Annotated in this window: 11 protein-coding genes; 9 read left to right on the plus strand and 2 right to left on the minus strand. The window is 63.6% G+C overall.

The features are described 5' to 3' along the window. Positions 1-581: hypothetical protein (locus tag EOA22_RS05710; protein WP_164755262.1), on the minus strand; the 581-nt coding region annotated here is incomplete at its 3' end. Between the two features lie 3 nt (positions 582-584). Further along, the gene (locus EOA22_RS05715; RefSeq protein WP_127389874.1) at positions 585-2,513 is read right to left on the minus strand and encodes an autotransporter assembly complex family protein; all 1,929 of its coding nucleotides are present in this window, start codon (positions 2,511-2,513) and stop codon (positions 585-587) included. Positions 2,514-2,785: 272 nt separating this feature from the next. Between EOA22_RS05715 and EOA22_RS05720 the strand changes: the two genes are divergently transcribed. From EOA22_RS05720 to EOA22_RS05760, 9 genes are all read left to right on the plus strand, one after another. Beyond that, a complete protein-coding gene (locus EOA22_RS05720; RefSeq protein ID WP_063168513.1) occupies positions 2,786-8,284 on the plus strand; it encodes an alpha-2-macroglobulin family protein in 5,499 nt (1,832 codons plus the stop codon). A 174-nt stretch (positions 8,285-8,458) separates the two neighbouring features. Further along, on the plus strand, positions 8,459-10,540 hold the full coding sequence (gene pbpC, locus EOA22_RS05725) for a penicillin-binding protein 1C (RefSeq protein WP_127389875.1): 2,082 nt from the start codon (positions 8,459-8,461) through the stop codon (positions 10,538-10,540). A gap of 206 nt (positions 10,541-10,746) precedes the next feature. Beyond that, on the plus strand, positions 10,747-11,505 hold the full coding sequence (locus EOA22_RS05730) for a M15 family metallopeptidase (RefSeq protein ID WP_244514314.1): 759 nt from the start codon (positions 10,747-10,749) through the stop codon (positions 11,503-11,505). Positions 11,506-11,725: 220 nt separating this feature from the next. Further along, positions 11,726-12,751 carry a sulfate ABC transporter substrate-binding protein gene (locus EOA22_RS05735; RefSeq protein WP_013530876.1) on the plus strand — a complete coding sequence of 342 codons (1,026 nt, stop codon included), beginning with the start codon at positions 11,726-11,728 and terminating at the stop codon, positions 12,749-12,751. A gap of 21 nt (positions 12,752-12,772) precedes the next feature. Next, entirely contained in the window at positions 12,773-13,624 is an 852-nt protein-coding gene (gene cysT, locus EOA22_RS05740) for a sulfate ABC transporter permease subunit CysT (RefSeq protein ID WP_013530875.1), read from the plus strand. Next, positions 13,617-14,501 carry a sulfate ABC transporter permease subunit CysW gene (cysW, locus tag EOA22_RS05745; RefSeq protein WP_013530874.1) on the plus strand — a complete coding sequence of 295 codons (885 nt, stop codon included), beginning with the start codon at positions 13,617-13,619 and terminating at the stop codon, positions 14,499-14,501. The genes cysT and cysW overlap by 8 nt, the downstream gene beginning before the upstream one ends. Positions 14,502-14,514: 13 nt before the next feature. Then, positions 14,515-15,555, plus strand: a complete 1,041-nt coding sequence (locus EOA22_RS05750; protein ID WP_013530873.1) for a sulfate/molybdate ABC transporter ATP-binding protein — start codon at positions 14,515-14,517, stop codon at positions 15,553-15,555. Between the two features lie 368 nt (positions 15,556-15,923). Then, positions 15,924-16,910: a sulfate ABC transporter substrate-binding protein gene (locus EOA22_RS05755; protein WP_013530872.1), complete on the plus strand. Its 987-nt coding sequence runs from the start codon at positions 15,924-15,926 to the stop codon at positions 16,908-16,910. A gap of 256 nt (positions 16,911-17,166) precedes the next feature. Then, positions 17,167-17,616 (plus strand): Rrf2 family transcriptional regulator, encoded by a 450-nt coding sequence (locus EOA22_RS05760; protein WP_013530871.1) that lies wholly within the window; start codon positions 17,167-17,169, stop codon positions 17,614-17,616. The last annotated feature ends 162 nt before the right edge of the window (positions 17,617-17,778 follow it).

Genomic DNA, 17,778 nt, shown 5'->3' on the forward strand with positions numbered 1-17,778 from the left:
TTGGCATCGACATTGCCTGGCTTGCCGTCATGGCGGGTGACGTTGAGCACCGTCTCGACCGCCAGCGGCGCGGCGTCGGCCTTGAGCATGCCCCTGGCGGCAAGTTCGGCGATGCCGCTGCCGGCCAGTTGCTGGCCAAGCGCGATCTCGGGCAGGTCGATCTGCTTGATGTCGATGGAAACCGGCAGCGTCGTCGTGCCGCCGCTCGGCGCCGGCTGCGTGCTGGCCACCGGCAACCGGGCGAGTTCTATGCGCTCGGCAGCGATGCGGTCGGCGCTGAAGTTTTTCGACAGCAGCGCCAGCGGCGACCAGTCGACGGCCACCTTGCGCGCCACCAGCCAGGCACCCTCGCGATCCTCCAGCACGACATGGTCGACGCTGAGGGCTCCCGACCAGATGCCGTCTATGCCGCTGACCGTGATCTTGCGGTCGTCGGTCGATGCCAGCCGCGAAATGATGCCGGCGAGATTGTCGCGGCCGCGCTCGGTCTTGGTTAGCACCACCAGCGCGCCGATCGCTCCCGCAATCACGATCAGCAGGGTGTAGAGAACAATGCGGAGGATGCGCCAGACTGTTTTCATCGCTCAGAATGCCTGTCCGATGCCGGCATAGATGCCGAAATGCGGATCGCCCGGATCGCGGTTGAGCGGCACGGCCGCGTCGATGCGCAGCGGCCCGAACGGCGTGACATAGCGCAGGCCGACGCCGTCGCCGACCTTGACATCGGAGAAATCGGGAACCGATTTGGTCGACACGGTGCCGGCATCGACGAACGGCACGATGCCGATCGTGTCGGTGATGGCGATGCGCATCTCGACCGAGGTTTCGAAGAAGGACAGGCCGCCGATCGGCTGGCCGGTGAAATCCTTCGGACCGATGCCCTGATAGGCGTAGCCGCGCACCGAACCGCCGCCGCCGGAATAGAAGCGCCGGTCGGCCGGCACATTCTGAAGCCCGGTGCCCACGATCGAACCGATGGCGACACGTTCGGCCAGCACGAACTTGGAAGCCGAATCCAGCGACTGATAGGCCGACCCTTCGCCCCTCAGCTTCAGGAAGGCCGCACCATTCAAAATGTCGTAGCTCGGCTCGGCATAGGCCAGCACCCGAAAGCCGCTGGTCGGGTTCAGGCGGTTGTCCCTGTTGTCGTAGACATATTGCAGCGGAATGCTGGCGATCAGGTATTTGTGCTTGCCGAAAGCGTCGTGGATGCGGGAATAGTCGAGCGCCACCTCGGCGGAAACCGTCTGCTTCTTGGTCAGTTCGTAGGACAGTCCGGTGCTGCCCTTGATCGAGAAATGGTCATAGGCATCAGGATGTTCGAGCACCGTCTTGACGCTGGCGAAGAACTTCGATGCCGGTCCGATCACACCGGGTTTCTCGAACATGATGCCGGCATTGTAGTTGAGTTCGCCGAGATCGTTGCTGCCGATGCCGCTGATCTTGCCATCGATGCGCAGCTTCTCGGCCCGGCCGAACAAATTGCGGTGGCCCCAATAGCCCTCAAGGCCCAGCCCCTCGGTGTTGGAAAAAGTGCCGCCGACGCCGAAATAGCGTGGCTTGCGCTCGCTGACCTGGACGCCGATCGGAATGTTGCCGTCGGCATCGAGCGTGTCGGCTTCCTTGAACGTCACGCTGTTGAAGACCTCGAGCGCCAGCAACCGGTCGCGCGCATCGTCGATCTCTTGCGGCGAGTATTGCCGGCCGCGCTTGAGGCCGGTCATGTATTCGGTGAAGTCGCGGTCGACCTTCTCGGTGCCTTCCACGGTGGTCGGGCCATAGCCGGCGACCGGTCCGGCGGCGACCGTCAGCGTCACGTCGAGCGTCGAGGTGGCATGGTCGGCGACGATCTGGCGGTCCGTCACCTCTGCCAGCGGCCTGCCTTGCTCCTTCAGCGTCCGCACGATCAGCGCCTCGGCCTTGAGCACTGCGCCGGATCCGGCGTCGCCGCCTGATATCAGGCCATAATCGGCGCTCATCAGTCCTGCCGCGTCGCCTTGCAGCCTGATATTGCCCAAGGTGAATTTCGGCCCGGTAGCAATGTCGATCGCCACGGGAACCGGCTGCGGACCCTTGAATTCGGCATCCGGCGGCAAATCGTCGAGCGGCTTGCCGTCGATGGTGACGGTGACGACGCCTTCGTAGCGGGCATCGGCATAGAGCGCGGCGACAAGCTGTTCGCGGTCGCTGCGCGCCTTGGCCATCAGCCCGAGCGAGCCTGAAACCGGACGCTCCTCGTCGCTCTTCAGCGCCGAGGCATTTTCGAGCTTCTTGACCAGGTTCTTGTCGGCATCGGGGGCATTGATGGTCACGGCGTAGCGCAGCGGATCGACGATGTCGGCATCCTCGTCGCTGGACGATCCCCACAGCTTGATGCCGAAAAGCTCGAAAGCGGCCGCCGGGGACGATTCGGCGACGAGCACGGTCGAGCACATCATGGCCAGCAGCAGGGCGCGCGGAAGCGCACGCCCTGGCGCGCGACCTCCTGACATCTGCTCTTCATGCGCCGGCATTAAGACAACCTAGGTTACAAAACTAAAATTGGAATGAAGTTCTGAAGCGCTCGTAAAGGGGCCACAATCCAATTGTCTGAAATAGGACGGGCTTGGAATTCACACCTTTTGCGTCGCCGCAAGAAAGCGTGATCCCCTGTCCTATGGAGGTACTACCGGTCATCGACCGGAAAGGAAACCGTTGGCAGGCGGAACCCTGCCGCGTCCTTGTGTTGACAAGCCTGACTGAAGCTTGATCATGCCCGGACGTCAGCTGTGTCTGGAGGGGTGTTATGGCAATGCGCGCGGCTCGTGGTCTTTCGATTCTGATTCTCCTGTTTTTTGCCTGGGCCAATGTCCTGGCCTGGAGCAGCGTCTCGCAGGCGGCCGAGGCCCGGCGTATCGCGACAACGGACAATTCCGATTATTTCGGTTTTGATCTCAGGTCCGACCAGAATGTGACAATCGACCAGTGCAAGACGACATGCCTGGGAGACCCGGCCTGCCGCGCCTTCACCTACAATAAAAAAGCCAAATGGTGCTTCCTCAAATCCGACTACAACCAGTTGAAAACCTTCAACGGCGCGGTCGCCGGCAAGGTCGTCAACATCGATGGCGATCCTGATATCGGCGCGCCGCCGGAACTCGCCTTTTTCCCCAACTGGATGGCCGACCAGGCCCAGCAATACCGCAACAAGCTGCTCGGCCCGGCCTATGACAAGCCGACAGAAGGCATGGCTGCCTTGCTGAGTGCCGCCGAACAGGCCGTGCTGACCGGCGACCACCGCTCCGCCATGCTGAAATACGAGGCCGCTGTCTCGGTACTGCCCGATGATGGCCAGCTCTGGCTCAACCTGGCGCGTGAAACGCTGGCCGTGCAGCCCGCCGCCAGCACATCCGAAGCTTCCACTTTGCCGACGAACGGCACTTCGGCCGCATTCAATGCCTATAAACTACTGCGCACCACCAAGACGCGCGCCGAAGTGCTGGCGCTGCTCGGCAACGGCCTCGACAAGCGCGATCTCTACCGGCCGGCGCTACAGGCCTATGAGGCGAGCCTTGCCCTGAACCCGTCGCCGGCGGTCCAGGCCGACTATGCCGATCTGAAGGCGCGCAAGGGTTTCCGCGTTATCGACCACACCATCGACGCCGACACCAGCGCGCCGCGCATCTGCGCGCAATTCTCCGAAGATCTGGTCAAGACCGGCGTCGATTACGCGCAATTCGTCACCGTCGACAATGCACCGCCCAAGGGCGTCGAGGCCAAGGACAAGCAGATCTGCGTCGAAGGGCTGGAGCATGGCCAGCACTACGACGTCACCTTCCGCGCCGGCCTGCCGGCGGCAATCGGCGAAGTGACCGCGGCACCCGTGGTGCTGTCGATCTATGTCCAGGACCGCGCACCGTCCGCCCGCTTCACCGGTGATAGCTTCGTGCTGCCGGCCGGCGCGCGCCGCGGTATTCCGATCGTTACCGTCAACATGAACGCCGCCGAGATGAAGCTCTATCGCATCGGCGATCGTTCGCTGGCACAGCTTCTGTCGGGCTACCAGTTCCTGCACCAGCTGGACGGCTATGACATCTCCAACATTTCCGAGCAGATGGGCGCGCCGGTCTGGCAAGGCCAGCTCGACATCGCCAATGACCTCAACAAGGAGGTCACCACCTCCTTCCCGGTCGACGAGGCGGTGCCGCAGCGCAAGCCCGGCGTCTACGTGCTGACCGCCCAGGCCGTCAACAACAAGAGCGACGACTACAACTCGATGGCCACGCAATGGTTCGTCGTCTCCGACATCGGCCTGTCGACCTATACCGGTCAGGACGGGCTCAATGTCTTTGCCCGTTCGCTGGGCAGCGCCAAGCCGATCGCCGGCGCCGAACTGACGCTGGTCGCCAGGAACAATGAGGTTCTGGGCACGGCGACGTCGGATGCCGACGGCCATGCCGTCTTCAACCCCGGCCTGACGCGCGGCGACGGCGGCATGGTGCCGGCCGTGCTGATGGCCAAGCAGGGCGACAATGACTTCGTCTTCCTCGACATGGGCCGGGCCGGCTTCGACCTGTCCGACCGCGGCGTCACCGGGCGCGCGGCGCCAGGTGCGCTCGACGTCTATGCCTGGACCGAACGCGGTATCTACCGCGCCGGCGAGGATGTTCATGTCGCCGCACTTGCTCGCGACGGTGCCGCCAAGGCGGTCGAAAACCTGCCGTTGACCTTCATCTTCTCGCGCCCCGACGGCGTCGAGGACCGCCGTATCGTCAGCGACGGCGCATCGGCCGGCGGCCATGCCGTCGACCTGCCGCTCGCCCCCAACGCCATGCGAGGCACCTGGTCGGTGTCGATCTACACCGATCCCAAGCAGCCCGCGGTGGCCAGCCAGATGTTCCTGGTCGAGGATTTCGTGCCGGATCGCATCGAATTCGACATGAAGGCCGACAAGCAGGAAATCGCCCAGGGCGAAACCGCCAACATCGACATTGACGGCCGCTTCCTCTATGGCGCGCCGGCAGCAGGCTTGGCGCTGGAAGGCGAGCTGACGCTGTCGACTTCGCGCGACTGGGACCGTTTCCAGGGCTTTTCCTTCGGTCTCGCCGACGAGCAGTCGGCCGAACCCACGGTCACCCCCCTCGCCGATCTGCCGGTGGTTGGCGATGACGGCAAGGCGACCTTCCCGGTCTCCGTCGACCAACTGCCCTCGACCACCAAGCTGGTCGACGCCAAGGTGACGGTCAGGATGCGTGAAACCGGCGGCCGCGCCATCGAGCGCTCGCTCAACATCGGCATCCGCCCGCAGGGCCATATGATCGGCATTCGTCCGGATTTCGCCGACAATGAAGTGCCGCAGGGCGGCACGGCCAAGTTCAGCCTGATCGCCGTCGATCCCGACGGCAAGCGTGAGGCGCTGAAAGGCGCGCAATGGACGCTGGTCAAGGTCGAACGCAATTACCAGTGGTACCGCTCCAACAATTCGTGGAATTACGAGCCGGTGACCTTCACCAAGTCGATCGCCAACGGCCAGGTCGACCTCAACGCCGACGGCGACGCAACGGTCTCCGTGCCGGTCGATTGGGGTCAGTACAGGCTCGAGGTTGAAACCGCCGATCCGGAAGGACCGGCGACCAGCTACGAGTTCGACGCCGGCTGGTATGTCTCCTCGACCACCACCGAAACGCCTGACGGCCTCGAAATCGCCCTCGACAAGGACAATTATGCCGCCGGCGAAGTGGCCAAGCTGAAAATCTCGCCGCATTTTGCCGGCGAACTCTTGATCAACATCGGCTCCGACAAGCTGTTGAAGACCATCACGGCGTCAGTGCCGGCCGGCGGCAGCACCGTCGACATTCCGGTCGGCGACGACTGGGGCGCCGGCGCCTATGTCACCGCAACCCTGTTCCGGCCGGGCGATGCGCAGGAGACGCGCATGCCGGCCCGCGCCATCGGCGTGAAATGGCTGAAGGTCGATCCGGGTTCGAAGAAGCTCGCCATCACCTTGACGCCACCGGACAAGACCATGCCGCGCCAGCAGCTGTCGATCCCGGTTTCGGTCGCCGGCGTGCAGCCGGGCAGCAATGCCTATGTCATGGTTGCCGCCGTCGATGTCGGCATCCTCAATCTGACCAGCTACAAGGCGCCGGATCCGGAGAACTGGTTCTTCGGCCAGCGCATGCTGGGCATGGAAATCCGCGACATCTACGGTCGCCTGATCGACGGTTCTCTGGGCAACGCCGGCAAGCTCAGGACCGGCGGCGACGGCGCCAACATGCAGGCGCAAGGCAGCCCGCCGACCGAAAAGCTTGTCGCCTTCTTTTCCGGCGTCGTCGAGCTTGACGCCGACGGCAAGGCGCGGGTCGACTTCGACATCCCGCAGTTCAACGGCACCGTGCGCGTCATGGCCGTCGCCTGGACCAAGGACGCGGTCGGCCACGCCCAGTCCGACGTGATCGTGCGCGATCCCGTGGTCATCACCGCCGGCCTGCCGCGCTTCCTGGCGCCTGGTGACGCCGCCGTTATGCGCCTCGACGTCGCCGACACCGATGGTCCGGCCGGCGACTATGCGTTCTCGATCGAAACGACGGGCGACCTGTCGACGGGCGACAAGCCCCTGCCCCAGAAGCTGACGCTCGCCCAGGGCAAGCGCCAGACGCTAACCGTGCCGCTGATCGCTCAGACGGCCGGCAATGCCTCGCTCACCATCAAGCTTGCCCATGCCGACGGCACCAAGGTCGAGCAGACGCTCTATGTGCCGGTGCGCCCGGCGCAATTACCGGTCACCACCCGCCTGGTGGTCGACCTCAAGGGCGATGGCGGCGCGCTTCGCGTCGACAAGGAGCTGCTCGCGGCAAGCCTGCTCGACGGCGCCTCTGTCAGCGTCGGCGTTTCGCAGGCTGCCGCCTTCGACGTGCCTTCGCTGCTGATGACGCTCGACCGCTACCCCTATGGGTGCGCCGAGCAGACCACCAGCCGCGCCATGCCGCTTCTCTACGTCAATGAATTGGCGTCAGGCATCGGCATGGCCAGCGATCCAGATATCCATGGCCGCATTCAGGACGCCATCTACAAGGTTCTGAGCTATCAGGCCTCGGGCGGCAGCTTCGGCCTGTGGGGGCCGGGCTCCGGCGATCTGTGGCTCGATGCCTATGTCACCGACTTCCTGACCAGGGCGCGCGAGCAGAAATACGACGTGCCGAGCCTGGCCATGAACCAGGCGCTCAGCAACCTGCAGAACTCACTCGGCTACGACCAGAGCGTCCAGGACCGGGGCAGCGAGATCGCCTACGCCCTCTACGTTCTGGCCCGCAACAAGAAGGCCTCGATCGGCGACCTGCGCTACTATGCGGACACGCAACTCGAAGCTTTTTCCAGCCCGATGGCCGTTGCCCAGCTGGCGGCAAGCCTGGCGCTCTACGGCGATACACCGCGTGCGGAATCGACGTTCAAGACTGCCCTGCAGTTGGCCAAGTCGACCACCGACTACGACTACTACCGCTCCGACTACGGTTCGCGGCTGCGTGATGGCGCGGCGATGCTGGCGTTGGCGGCGGAATCCAAGCCGGTACCGACAATCGTGCCGGAGCTGATCAGGCTGGTGACCAGGGAACGCGCCGAAGCCCGCTGGACCAGCACCCAGGACGAATCCTGGATGCTGCTGGCGGCCCGCGCGCTGAAAGAAGGCAATGATACGATCACGCTGACCGTCAATGGCGCGGCACATTCCGGCGGCTACTCCGACCAGGTCGAAGGCTCTGACCTTGTCGAAAGCCCGCTGACCATCGCCAACACCGGCAAGACCCCGCTGCAGGCCGTCGTCACCACGGTGGCGTCGCCGGTCCAGCCCCTGCCGGCCGGCGGCGATGGCTTCACCATCAGCCGCACCTACTACAAGCTCGACGGCACCGAGGCCAATGTCACCGAAGCGACGCAGAACGAACGCTATGTCGTCGTGCTCAAAGTCAACGAGCAGAACACATGGCCATCGCGCCTGCTGGTCACCGACCTGTTGCCGGCCGGCTTCGAGATCGACAATCCCGGCCTGGTCTCCAGCGCCCAGTTGACGAACTTCTCGTGGCTGGCGCAGACCGATGCGGCCCATCTCGAATTCCGCGACGACCGTTTCGTCGCGGCATTCAACCCGGCCGACGGCGACCACGACCACAATCTGACCCTCGCCTATGTCGTGCGCGCCGTGACGCCGGGTACCTATGCGCACCCCGCGGCAACGGTGGAAGACATGTATCGGCCGCAATACTCGGCCCGCACCGCCACCGGCATGATGGAGATCAAGGCGCCGTAAGGCGCTGATGGTGATGGACGCGATGAGCAAAGTGCCCCCTCACCCGCCCTCCGCTTCGCTCGGTCGACCTCTCCCCGAGGGGAGAGGAGACGGCCAGCGCTGGCGCCAGTCTCTTCTCCCCACCGGAGGGAAGGCGGCCGCGAAGCGGCCGGATGAGGGGGCATCTTTACTGCCATGAAGATGCTTCGCAAATTCGCTGTTGGAGCGGCAGGGTGCGCCGGCATCCTCGCCCTTTCCGCCGCGTCCCTCTGGGAACTCGACCGCGCCTTCCCGCCCCCGCTTCCAGCCGAACTCACGGTCTCCACCGAAGTCCAGGACCGCGATGGCCAGTTGTTGCGCGCCTTCGCCACGCCGGACGGCTACTGGCGGCTCGAAACCCGGCTCGACCAGGTCGACAAGCAATTCGTCGACATGCTGGTCACCTATGAAGACAAACGTTTCTGGGATCATGAGGGCGTCGACGTGCTGGCGCTGGCGCGCGCCGCCGGCCAGTTCGCCACCAGCGGCCACATCGTTTCCGGCGGCTCGACGCTTTCGATGCAGCTTGCCCGGCTGATCGAGCCGCGCGAAAGCCGCAGCCTCGGCTCCAAGATCAAGCAGATGCTGCGCGCCATCCAGATCGAACGGCGGCTGTCGAAACGCGAAATCCTCGAACGCTACCTCACGCTGGCGCCTTATGGCGGCAATCTGGAACGCGTGCGCGCCGCCTCGCTGGCCTATTTCGGCAAGGAGCCGAAACGGCTCACCGTTTCCGAATCCGTCCTGCTCGTCGCTCTGCCGCAGCTGCCGGAAAAGCGTCGGCCCGACCGCAATTTGAAGATCGCCCACGCCGCCCGCGACCGGGTGCTGACCCGAATGGTCTCCTCCCGCCTGCTCGGCGAGCGCGAGGCCGCACGGGCCGCCCTCGACGATGTCTCGGACCTGCGCCGCACGCTGCCGGCGCTCGCCGCGCACGCCGCCTATGCGATGTTGCCCAAGGCCGTCCCCGGCCAGCCCTTGCAACTGACGATCCGCAAGAGCGTCCAGGAGGGGCTGGAACAGGTGGCGAGGGACGCGGCCACCAAGCTCGGCCCTCGCCTGTCGGTCGCCATGGTGCTGGCCGACTCCCGCACCGGCGACATCCTTGGCGAAGTCGGCTCGGCCAATTTCTTCGACGCCAGCCGCTCCGGCTGGATCGACATGACAAAGATCGTCCGCTCGCCCGGCTCGACGCTGAAGCCGTTCATCTACGGTCTTGCCTTCGAACAGGGCCTGGTGGCGCAGGAGACGCTGATCGATGACAGCCCTGTCGATTTCTCCGGCTACCGGCCGAAGAATTTCGACATGGGCTACCAGGGCGATGTCAGCATCCGGCAAGCCCTGCAACTGTCGCTCAACGTGCCGGCGATCCGCGTGCTCGACGCGGTCGGGCCAACGCGGCTGATGGCGCGCTTCCGCCAGGCCGGCGTCAGCCCCATACTGCCGGTCAACGAGGCGCCGGGCCTGGCCATCGGCCTTGGCGGCGTAGGCGTCACGCTGCGCGACCTCGCCCAGCTCTACACAGGGCTCGCCAATGGCGGCAAGACGCACACGCTGCATGACGGCACCGAGCCGGCCAATGCCGAGCGCACCAGCGCCACCATCCTCGACGGTCAGGCCAACTGGCAGATCATCGACATACTGTCGGGCGTCAAGCCGCCCGAGGGTGCCCTGCAGCGCGGCATTGCCTACAAGACCGGCACGTCCTACGGCTACCGCGACGCGTGGTCGGTCGGCTTCGACGGCCGCTATGTGCTCGGTGTCTGGGTCGGCCGTCCCGACGCCGGCGCGGTGCCCGGACTGTCCGGTTATGTCTCGGCCGCTCCCATCCTGTTCGAGGGTTTTGTCCGCTCGGGCCTGGCCACCGTCCCCTTGCCGGGCAAGCCGCCCGGACTGTTCAGCCCCAGGCGCGAGGACCTGCCGGTGACGCTCGCCCGCTTCGGCGCCGGGGCGGACGGCCTGGTGCAGGCGACAGTGACCGAACCCGCACCGACCATCATCTTCCCGCCCGACGGCGCCCGCGTCGATCTCGGCACCAATTCGGTCGACGCCTCGCCGCTGGTGCTGAAGCTGCAAGGCGGCCGTGCGCCGTTCCGCTGGCTCGCCAACGGCAAGCCGCTGGTGGGCATCGACCGTCGCCGCACCGCGACCTGGCAGCCCGACGGCGCCGGCTATTCGACGCTGACCGTCATCGACGCCGCGGGACGCGCGGCGAGCGTGAAGGTGTTTGTCGAATAGACGGCTGCAAGCGATTCGTGGAATTGGCTTTCCACAGGCTCAGCGGATAGCGGGATACTTCACCCATGCCTGTTCCGAGGCACCCCCCTCTGGCCTGCCGGCGATCTCCCCCGCAAGGAGGGCGATCGGATGTCCTTGCCGCTTTCGCCAGTTATCAATGGTGGAGCAGGACGCCAAAGCTGACAATCTCCCCCCTTGCGGGGGAGATGCCTGGCAAGGCAGAGGGGGGTGCCTCGCGCGATCCTTTCCTGTCGGCAGCCTCAGCACTGGCAGCAACAATCCTTGTCACGGCAATCACCCTCCCTGCTCTCGCTGACCCACTCCCCGCCGGCTTTGTCCGGCTCGCCGATGTCGACCCCTCGATCCGCCAGGACATCCGCTACGCCGGATCGGATAATTTTCTGCACCGCAAGGTGAACGGCTATGGCGCCCCGGTCTGCATCCTCACCGAGGATGCGGCGAAGGCACTCTCCGCTGTCCAGAAAGCGATCGCGGCCAAACGCCTGACCCTGGTGGTGTTCGATTGCTACCGCCCTGCCCGCGCCGTCGCCGACATGGGCGAATGGACAAAACAGGGCGGGCCGCCCGATCCGCAATGGTATCCGGAGGTCAGGCGCAGCGACCTGATCGCCAAGGGCTATGTCGGAGAGTTGTCGACTCATTCACGTGGCTCGACCGTCGACGTCGCCGTCGCCCAGATGGACCGCAGGTCCAGCCCGAACCCGGCCTGCGGCACCGGGGATGCCGACACGCTCGATTTCGGTACCGGTTTCGACTGCTTTGATTCAATGAGCGAAACCGCATACCGCGGCCCTGCCAGTGAAGCGGCGGCAAATCGCAAGATGCTTGTCGAAGCCATGCGCGCGGGCGGCTTCAAGAACTATGCAAGGGAATGGTGGCACTTCACGCTGAAAAGCGAACCGTTCGCCAAACAGCGTTTCGACTTTCCCATCACCGCCGATTGAGGCACCGGATCAAATTCCACACCTTGCCTCGGCACTACCCATTGCTAGATAGGCTGAGTGGCAGGGCCATGGATTCTTCCTTTGGCCGCAAGAGGAAAATATTTCTCCAAAGGACGAAATGGCGCCGAACATTTTCTCAAGAGGGGCAAAAAAGGCAACATTGAATGCACCTAATTTCTACCAATTCGGTAGATTTGGCGCAGGTTCAACGGAGGCAGAAATGACCAAACCTCATTTCAGGAAACTGCTCGGCGCACTGGTCGCCACATCTGTCCAGTTCGGCACGCTCGGTTTCGCGTTTGCCGATACCACCATTCTCAACGTCTCCTACGATCCGACACGCGAGCTCTACAAGGCCTATGACGAAGCTTTCGTCGCCCATTGGAAGGCCGAGACCGGAGAGACGGTCACCGTCCAGCAGTCGCATGGCGGATCGGGCGCCCAGGCCCGCGCCGTGATCGACGGCCTCGACGCCGATGTGGTGACGCTGGCACTCGAAGGCGACATCAATGCCATCGTCTCGAAGTCGAAGAAGATCAATCCGGACTGGCGCACCAAATTCGAAAACAATTCGGCGCCCTACACCTCGACCATCATCTTCCTCGTGCGCAAGGGCAATCCCAAGGGCATTCACGACTGGAGCGACCTCGTCAAGGACGGTGTCCAGGTGATCACGCCCAATCCCAAGACGTCCGGCGGCGCGCGCTGGAACTATCTCGCCGCATGGGCCTACGCCAACGCCAATGACGGCGGCGACGAGACCAAGACCAAGGAGTTCGTCGGCAAGCTCTACGCCAATGCCCCGGTGCTCGACACCGGCGCGCGCGGCTCGACCGTGACCTTCGCGCAAAAGGGTCTCGGCGATGTGCTTATCGCCTGGGAAAACGAGGCCTATCTGGCGCTCGACGAGTTCGGCGCCGACAATTTCGACATCGTCTACCCGCCGACCTCCATCCTGGCAGAACCGCCGGTGGCGGTGGTCGACGCCAATGTCGATGCCAAGGGCACGCGCAAGATCGCCGAAGCCTATCTGAGCTGGCTCTATTCCAAGGAAGCGCAGACGATCATCGCCAAGAACCATTATCGTCCTGCCAAGCCCGATCTGGTGCCGGCCGAGGACCTCGCCAAGCTGCCGCCGATCAAACTTGTAACCATCGACGATCCACAGTTTGGTGGCTGGAAAAAAGCACAGCCTTATCATTTCGGCGATGGTGGTATATTCGACCAGATCTACAAGCCCCAGTAAGCAGTCGATATTCAGGACGACATGACCACAGCACCCGCCCAGGCGGGGTGGCGATTCAGGCAGCCGAGCGTCATTCCGGGTTTCGGATTGACGCTCGGCTTCTCGCTTGCCTACCTCACCCTCATCATCCTCATCCCGCTATCCGGGCTGCTCTGGCGCTCGGCCGCCCTTGGCTGGCCTGAATTCTGGGCGATCGCCACCGATCGCCGCACCATCAATGCGCTGAGAATCAGCTTCGGCACTGCCTTCGTCGCGGCTGCTGTCAACGTCGTCTTCGGCACGCTGGTCGCATGGGTGCTGGTGCGTTACCGCTTCCCCGGCCGCCGCATCGTCGATGCCATGGTCGATCTGCCCTTCGCCTTGCCGACGGCTGTGGCCGGCATCGCGCTGACCACGCTCTACGCGCCGAACGGCTGGATCGGCAAATTGCTGATGCCGCTCGGCATCAAGGTCGCCTATACCCCGCTCGGTATCGTCATCGCGCTGATCTTCATCGGCCTGCCCTTCGTCGTGCGCACCGTGCAGCCGATCATGGAGGAGATCGACAAGGAAGTGGAGGAAGCCGCGGCCACCCTTGGCGCCAATCGTTTCCAGATCATCACCCGCATCCTGTTTCCGGGCCTGGCGCCGGCCATCGTCACCGGCTTCGCGCTCGCCTTCGCGCGCGGCGTCGGCGAATACGGCTCGGTCATCTTCATCGCCGGCAACTTGCCCTACAAATCAGAGATCGCGCCGCTGCTGATCGTCATCCGGCTGGAGGAATATAATTACCCGGCGGCAACCGCGATTGCGGCGATCATGCTCGCCCTGTCATTCATCATGCTTTTGGTCGTCAATCTCGCACAGTCGTGGAGCCGCAAGCGCTATGGCTGATCCGGAGATCAAATCTTACGAACCGCACCATGAAAGCCAGTCGGCGGCGGTCACGGAAAGCCGCCCGGCGCGTCTGGCCCTGATGGCCGTCGCCTTTGCCTTCCTCGGCATTTTCCTGCTCTTGCCGCTGATCATCGTCTTCAACGAAGCCTTCGCCAAGGGCATCGGTGCCTACACCGAAGCGCTCGGCAATCCCGACACACGCTCGGCGATCCGGCTGACGCTGCTGGTCGCCGCGATCTCGGTACCGCTCAACATTGTGTTCGGCATCTCCGCCGCCTGGGCGATCGCCAAGTTCGAGTTCAAGGGCAAGGCCTTCCTGACCACGCTGATCGACCTTCCCTTCTCGGTCTCCCCGGTCATATCGGGCCTCGTCTATGTGCTTCTATTCGGCGCCCAGGGGCTGCTCGGCACCTGGCTGAAAGCGCACGGCATCGTCATCCTGTTTGCCGTGCCGGGCATCGTGCTGGCCACAATCTTCGTCACCTTCCCCTTCGTCGCCCGCGAGTTGATCCCGCTGATGCAGGAGCAAGGCAATGGCGACGAGGAGGCAGCGCTTTCGCTTGGCGCCAATGGTTGGCAGACCTTCTGGTACGTGACCTTGCCCAACGTCAAATGGGGGCTGCTCTACGGCGTGCTCCTGTGCAATGCGCGCGCCATGGGCGAGTTCGGCGCAGTCTCGGTGGTGTCGGGCCATATACGCGGCCTGACCAACACCATGCCGCTGCATGTCGAAATCCTCTATAACGAGTACAACGCCGTCGGCGCCTTCGCCGTCGCTTCATTGCTTGCGGGCCTGGCGCTCGTCACGCTGGTCTTGAAAACACTTCTCGAGATGCGCTACGGCGCCGAGATCGCCGCGACGCGCGGACACTGACAGAGGGATTTGCATGGAAGTTCGCGTTGCCAACGTGCGCAAGGAGTTTGACCGGTTTCCGGCCCTCCACGACGTGTCGCTCGATATCAAGTCGGGCGAACTGATCGCGTTGCTGGGGCCGTCCGGCTCCGGCAAGACGACGCTGCTCAGGCTGATCGCCGGACTGGAGCGGCCGACGCGCGGAAACATCTTCTTCGGCGACGAGGACGCCTCGCACAAGTCGATCCAGGATCGCAATGTCGGCTTTGTCTTCCAGCACTATGCGCTGTTCCGGCACATGACGGTGGCCGACAATATCGGCTTCGGCCTGAAGGTCCGGCACGGGCCGTCGCGCCCGCCGGCGCAGGAGATCCGCCGCCGCGCCTCCGAGCTTCTAGACCTTGTCCAGCTGTCGGGGCTGGAAAAGCGCTATCCGGCGCAGCTTTCCGGCGGCCAGCGGCAGCGCGTGGCGCTGGCGCGCGCCATGGCCATCGAACCCAAGGTGCTGCTGCTCGACGAACCGTTCGGCGCGCTTGACGCGCAGGTGCGCCGGGAATTGCGCCGCTGGCTGCGCGAAATCCATGACGCCACCGGCCACACCACCGTCTTCGTCACCCACGACCAGGAAGAGGCGCTGGAGCTTGCCGACCGCGTCGTGGTGATGAGCCAGGGTCGCATCGAGCAGGTCGGCACCGCCGACGACATCTACGACACGCCGAACTCGCCCTTCGTCTACGGCTTCATCGGTGAATCGAGCTCGCTTCCCGTCAAAGTCGAGAATGGCGAGATCTGGCTCGCCGACCGTCCGATCGGGCTTGCCGCGCCCAACGAGCCCTCGGGCGATGCGACGCTCTACTTCCGCCCGCACGATGTCGAATTGCTGGACGGCTGCAGCGGCTGCATCGCCGGCACGGTCGCCGCCAGCCGGCGCGTCGCCGGCACGCGCCGGGTCGAGCTTGAAATCGGTGGTGAGCGTCAGCGGGTCGAAATCGAGTTGCCGGTCGATCATCCCGCGGCGCAAAAAAGCCGGGTGGCGTTCCGCCCCGGCCGCTGGAAGCTTTTTCCGGCGGCTTGATTCTCGGCTCAAGCGCTACGCCAACCGGTTTTCGACCTTCAGATTCCTGATCCGGGTGAACTCTCCCGTGTTGGGCTGCGGTTGTTGCGAAACAGCTTCGCCTCCTTGGGCGGCGTTGAATGACGGTTCTGGGGCATGGCGGCAGCTCTTTGTATATGCCTTTTGTATATGCCATGCAGCACCGCAAACAAGGCGCAGAAAAACTCCGACGAAGGTAGCCATCTCCTGGAACAGAATTCCAACAGGTGCCAACTTAGGCGATATATTTTCCCACGACGAGGCCGCGAACCGAGAGCGCATGCCTCGTCGCGCATGATACGTCACGGCTATGGTCCGACCATCAACGCATTGCATCGGAGCCTGTTTTCATGAAACGATTTTTCCTCGGGCTTGCCACCGTCGCCGGCCTGTTCCTTGCATCCTCCCAAGCCTGGTCGGCCGACAAACTGCTCAACGCATCCTATGATGTCGGCCGCGAACTGTTCGTGCAGGTCAACAAGGCTTTCATCGCCCAGCATCCGGGCGTCACCGTCGACCAGTCGCATGCCGGCACTTCGGCGCAGGCACGCGCCATCGCCGAGGGTCTTGGCGCCGACGTTGTTACCTTCAACCAGGTCATCGACATCGACTTCCTGGTCAAGAAGGGCCTCGTCTCGGCCGACTGGCAGAAGGATTTCCCTGACAATGCCTCGCCCTTCTATTCTCTGCCTTCGTTCCTTGTCCGCGCGGGCAACCCCAAGCACATCAAGGACTGGAACGATCTCGTGCGCGACGACGTGCAGGTGATCTTCCCAAACCCGAAAACATCCGGCAATGCGCGCTACACCTATCTGGCGGCCACCGCCTACGCCAAGGAAGCCTTCAAGGGCGATGACGCCAAGGTGAAAGAGTTCATCACCAAGCTGTTCAACAACGTGCCGATCTTCGACACCGGCGGCCGCGCCGCGACCACCACCTTCGTGCAGCGCGAGATCGGTGATGTGCTGATCACCTTCGAGTCGGAGACGCGCGGCATCCGCAAGGAGTATGGCGACGACAAGTTCGAGCAGGTTACGCCTTCGGTCAGCCTGCTGGCCGAATTCCCGGTCGCCATCGTCGACAAGGTTGCCGACGATCACGGCACGCGCGATCTGGCCAAGACCTATCTCGACTTCCTCTACACACCGGAGGGCCAGGACATCGCCGCCCGCAACGGCCTCAGAGCCCGCGACGCCGCTGTGGCGGCGAAATACAAGGCTGATTTCCCCGATGTCCGGCTGCTGACGGTGGAAGACGTTTTCGGCGGCTGGGACAAGGTGCAGAAAGAGCATTTCGCCGCCGGCGGCCTGCTCGACCAGACCTACGGCAGCCGCTGAGGCAGCGATACCTGCACAGCAGACGAAAAAGCCGGCGCGCTGCCGGCTTTTTTCGTTTTTGAACGCCGATAACCTGGTTATCAGCGGAATATCCGCGTTCTCAGTGCAAAACGTTACAAAGAATCAACGCGTTTATGCCTAACGTGCAATTTGGTGGCTGTTTCGCGAAACATCATCGCGCGGCGAAGACGTCATTATTTGCACACAAACAGTCGCCAGATGCGAGTGGTTGGGGCTTTTATGGGTTGATCTGGGCATGCTGACAAAAAAAGGCAAATACGGCCTCAAGGCCCTCGTGCATCTGTCTGGCCTGCCGGCCGGCCAATTGGCCTTCGTCAATGACATCGCTGTGGCCAACAACATCCCGAAGAAATTCCTCGATGCCATCCTGGGCGAATTGCGCAATGCCGGCTTCGTCCAGAGCCGCAAAGGCAAGGAAGGCGGCTACCGCCTTGCCCGGCCGGCCTCCGAAATCAAGATCGGCCATGTCGTGCGCGTGCTTGACGGGCCGCTGGCGCCAATCCCTTGCGCCAGCCGCACGCAGTATCAACGCTGCGAGGATTGCGACGAGGCGACCTGCCAGGTCCGCCACATGATGCTGGAGGTGCGGCAGGCAATCGCCGAAGTGCTGGATAATCGCAGCCTCGCCGCCATGCGCGATGCCGACAATGACGATTTTCCGGTCGAGCTGACGTCGCAGATCTAAACCACCGACTTCAAGCTGATCGCGTTCAGATAGAGATTCCTGCATTGAAGGAGAGGTTCTCCAAATCTCGGGTTGCGAAGCTCGAAATCACGGAGAACCTCATGCAGTTTTGGCCTATCCGTTCACGTTAGACGCAGCCTCGAATACAGCGCGTGCGGACGT

The sequence above is a fragment of the Mesorhizobium sp. M7A.F.Ca.US.014.04.1.1 genome (genome assembly GCF_003998745.1).
GTDB lineage: Bacteria > Pseudomonadota > Alphaproteobacteria > Rhizobiales > Rhizobiaceae > Mesorhizobium > Mesorhizobium ciceri.

Coding starts and splice junctions, on each gene's coding strand:
- EOA22_RS05715 (WP_127389874.1), bottom strand. CDS start 2,513: ATGCCGGCGCATGAAGAGCAGATGTCAGGAGGTCGCGCGCCAGGGCGT.
- EOA22_RS05720 (WP_063168513.1), top strand. CDS start 2,786: ATGGCAATGCGCGCGGCTCGTGGTCTTTCGATTCTGATTCTCCTGTTT.
- pbpC (WP_127389875.1), top strand. CDS start 8,459: ATGAAGATGCTTCGCAAATTCGCTGTTGGAGCGGCAGGGTGCGCCGGC.
- EOA22_RS05730 (WP_244514314.1), top strand. CDS start 10,747: ATGCCTGGCAAGGCAGAGGGGGGTGCCTCGCGCGATCCTTTCCTGTCG.
- EOA22_RS05735 (WP_013530876.1), top strand. CDS start 11,726: ATGACCAAACCTCATTTCAGGAAACTGCTCGGCGCACTGGTCGCCACA.
- cysT (WP_013530875.1), top strand. CDS start 12,773: ATGACCACAGCACCCGCCCAGGCGGGGTGGCGATTCAGGCAGCCGAGC.
- cysW (WP_013530874.1), top strand. CDS start 13,617: ATGGCTGATCCGGAGATCAAATCTTACGAACCGCACCATGAAAGCCAG.
- EOA22_RS05750 (WP_013530873.1), top strand. CDS start 14,515: ATGGAAGTTCGCGTTGCCAACGTGCGCAAGGAGTTTGACCGGTTTCCG.
- EOA22_RS05755 (WP_013530872.1), top strand. CDS start 15,924: ATGAAACGATTTTTCCTCGGGCTTGCCACCGTCGCCGGCCTGTTCCTT.
- EOA22_RS05760 (WP_013530871.1), top strand. CDS start 17,167: ATGCTGACAAAAAAAGGCAAATACGGCCTCAAGGCCCTCGTGCATCTG.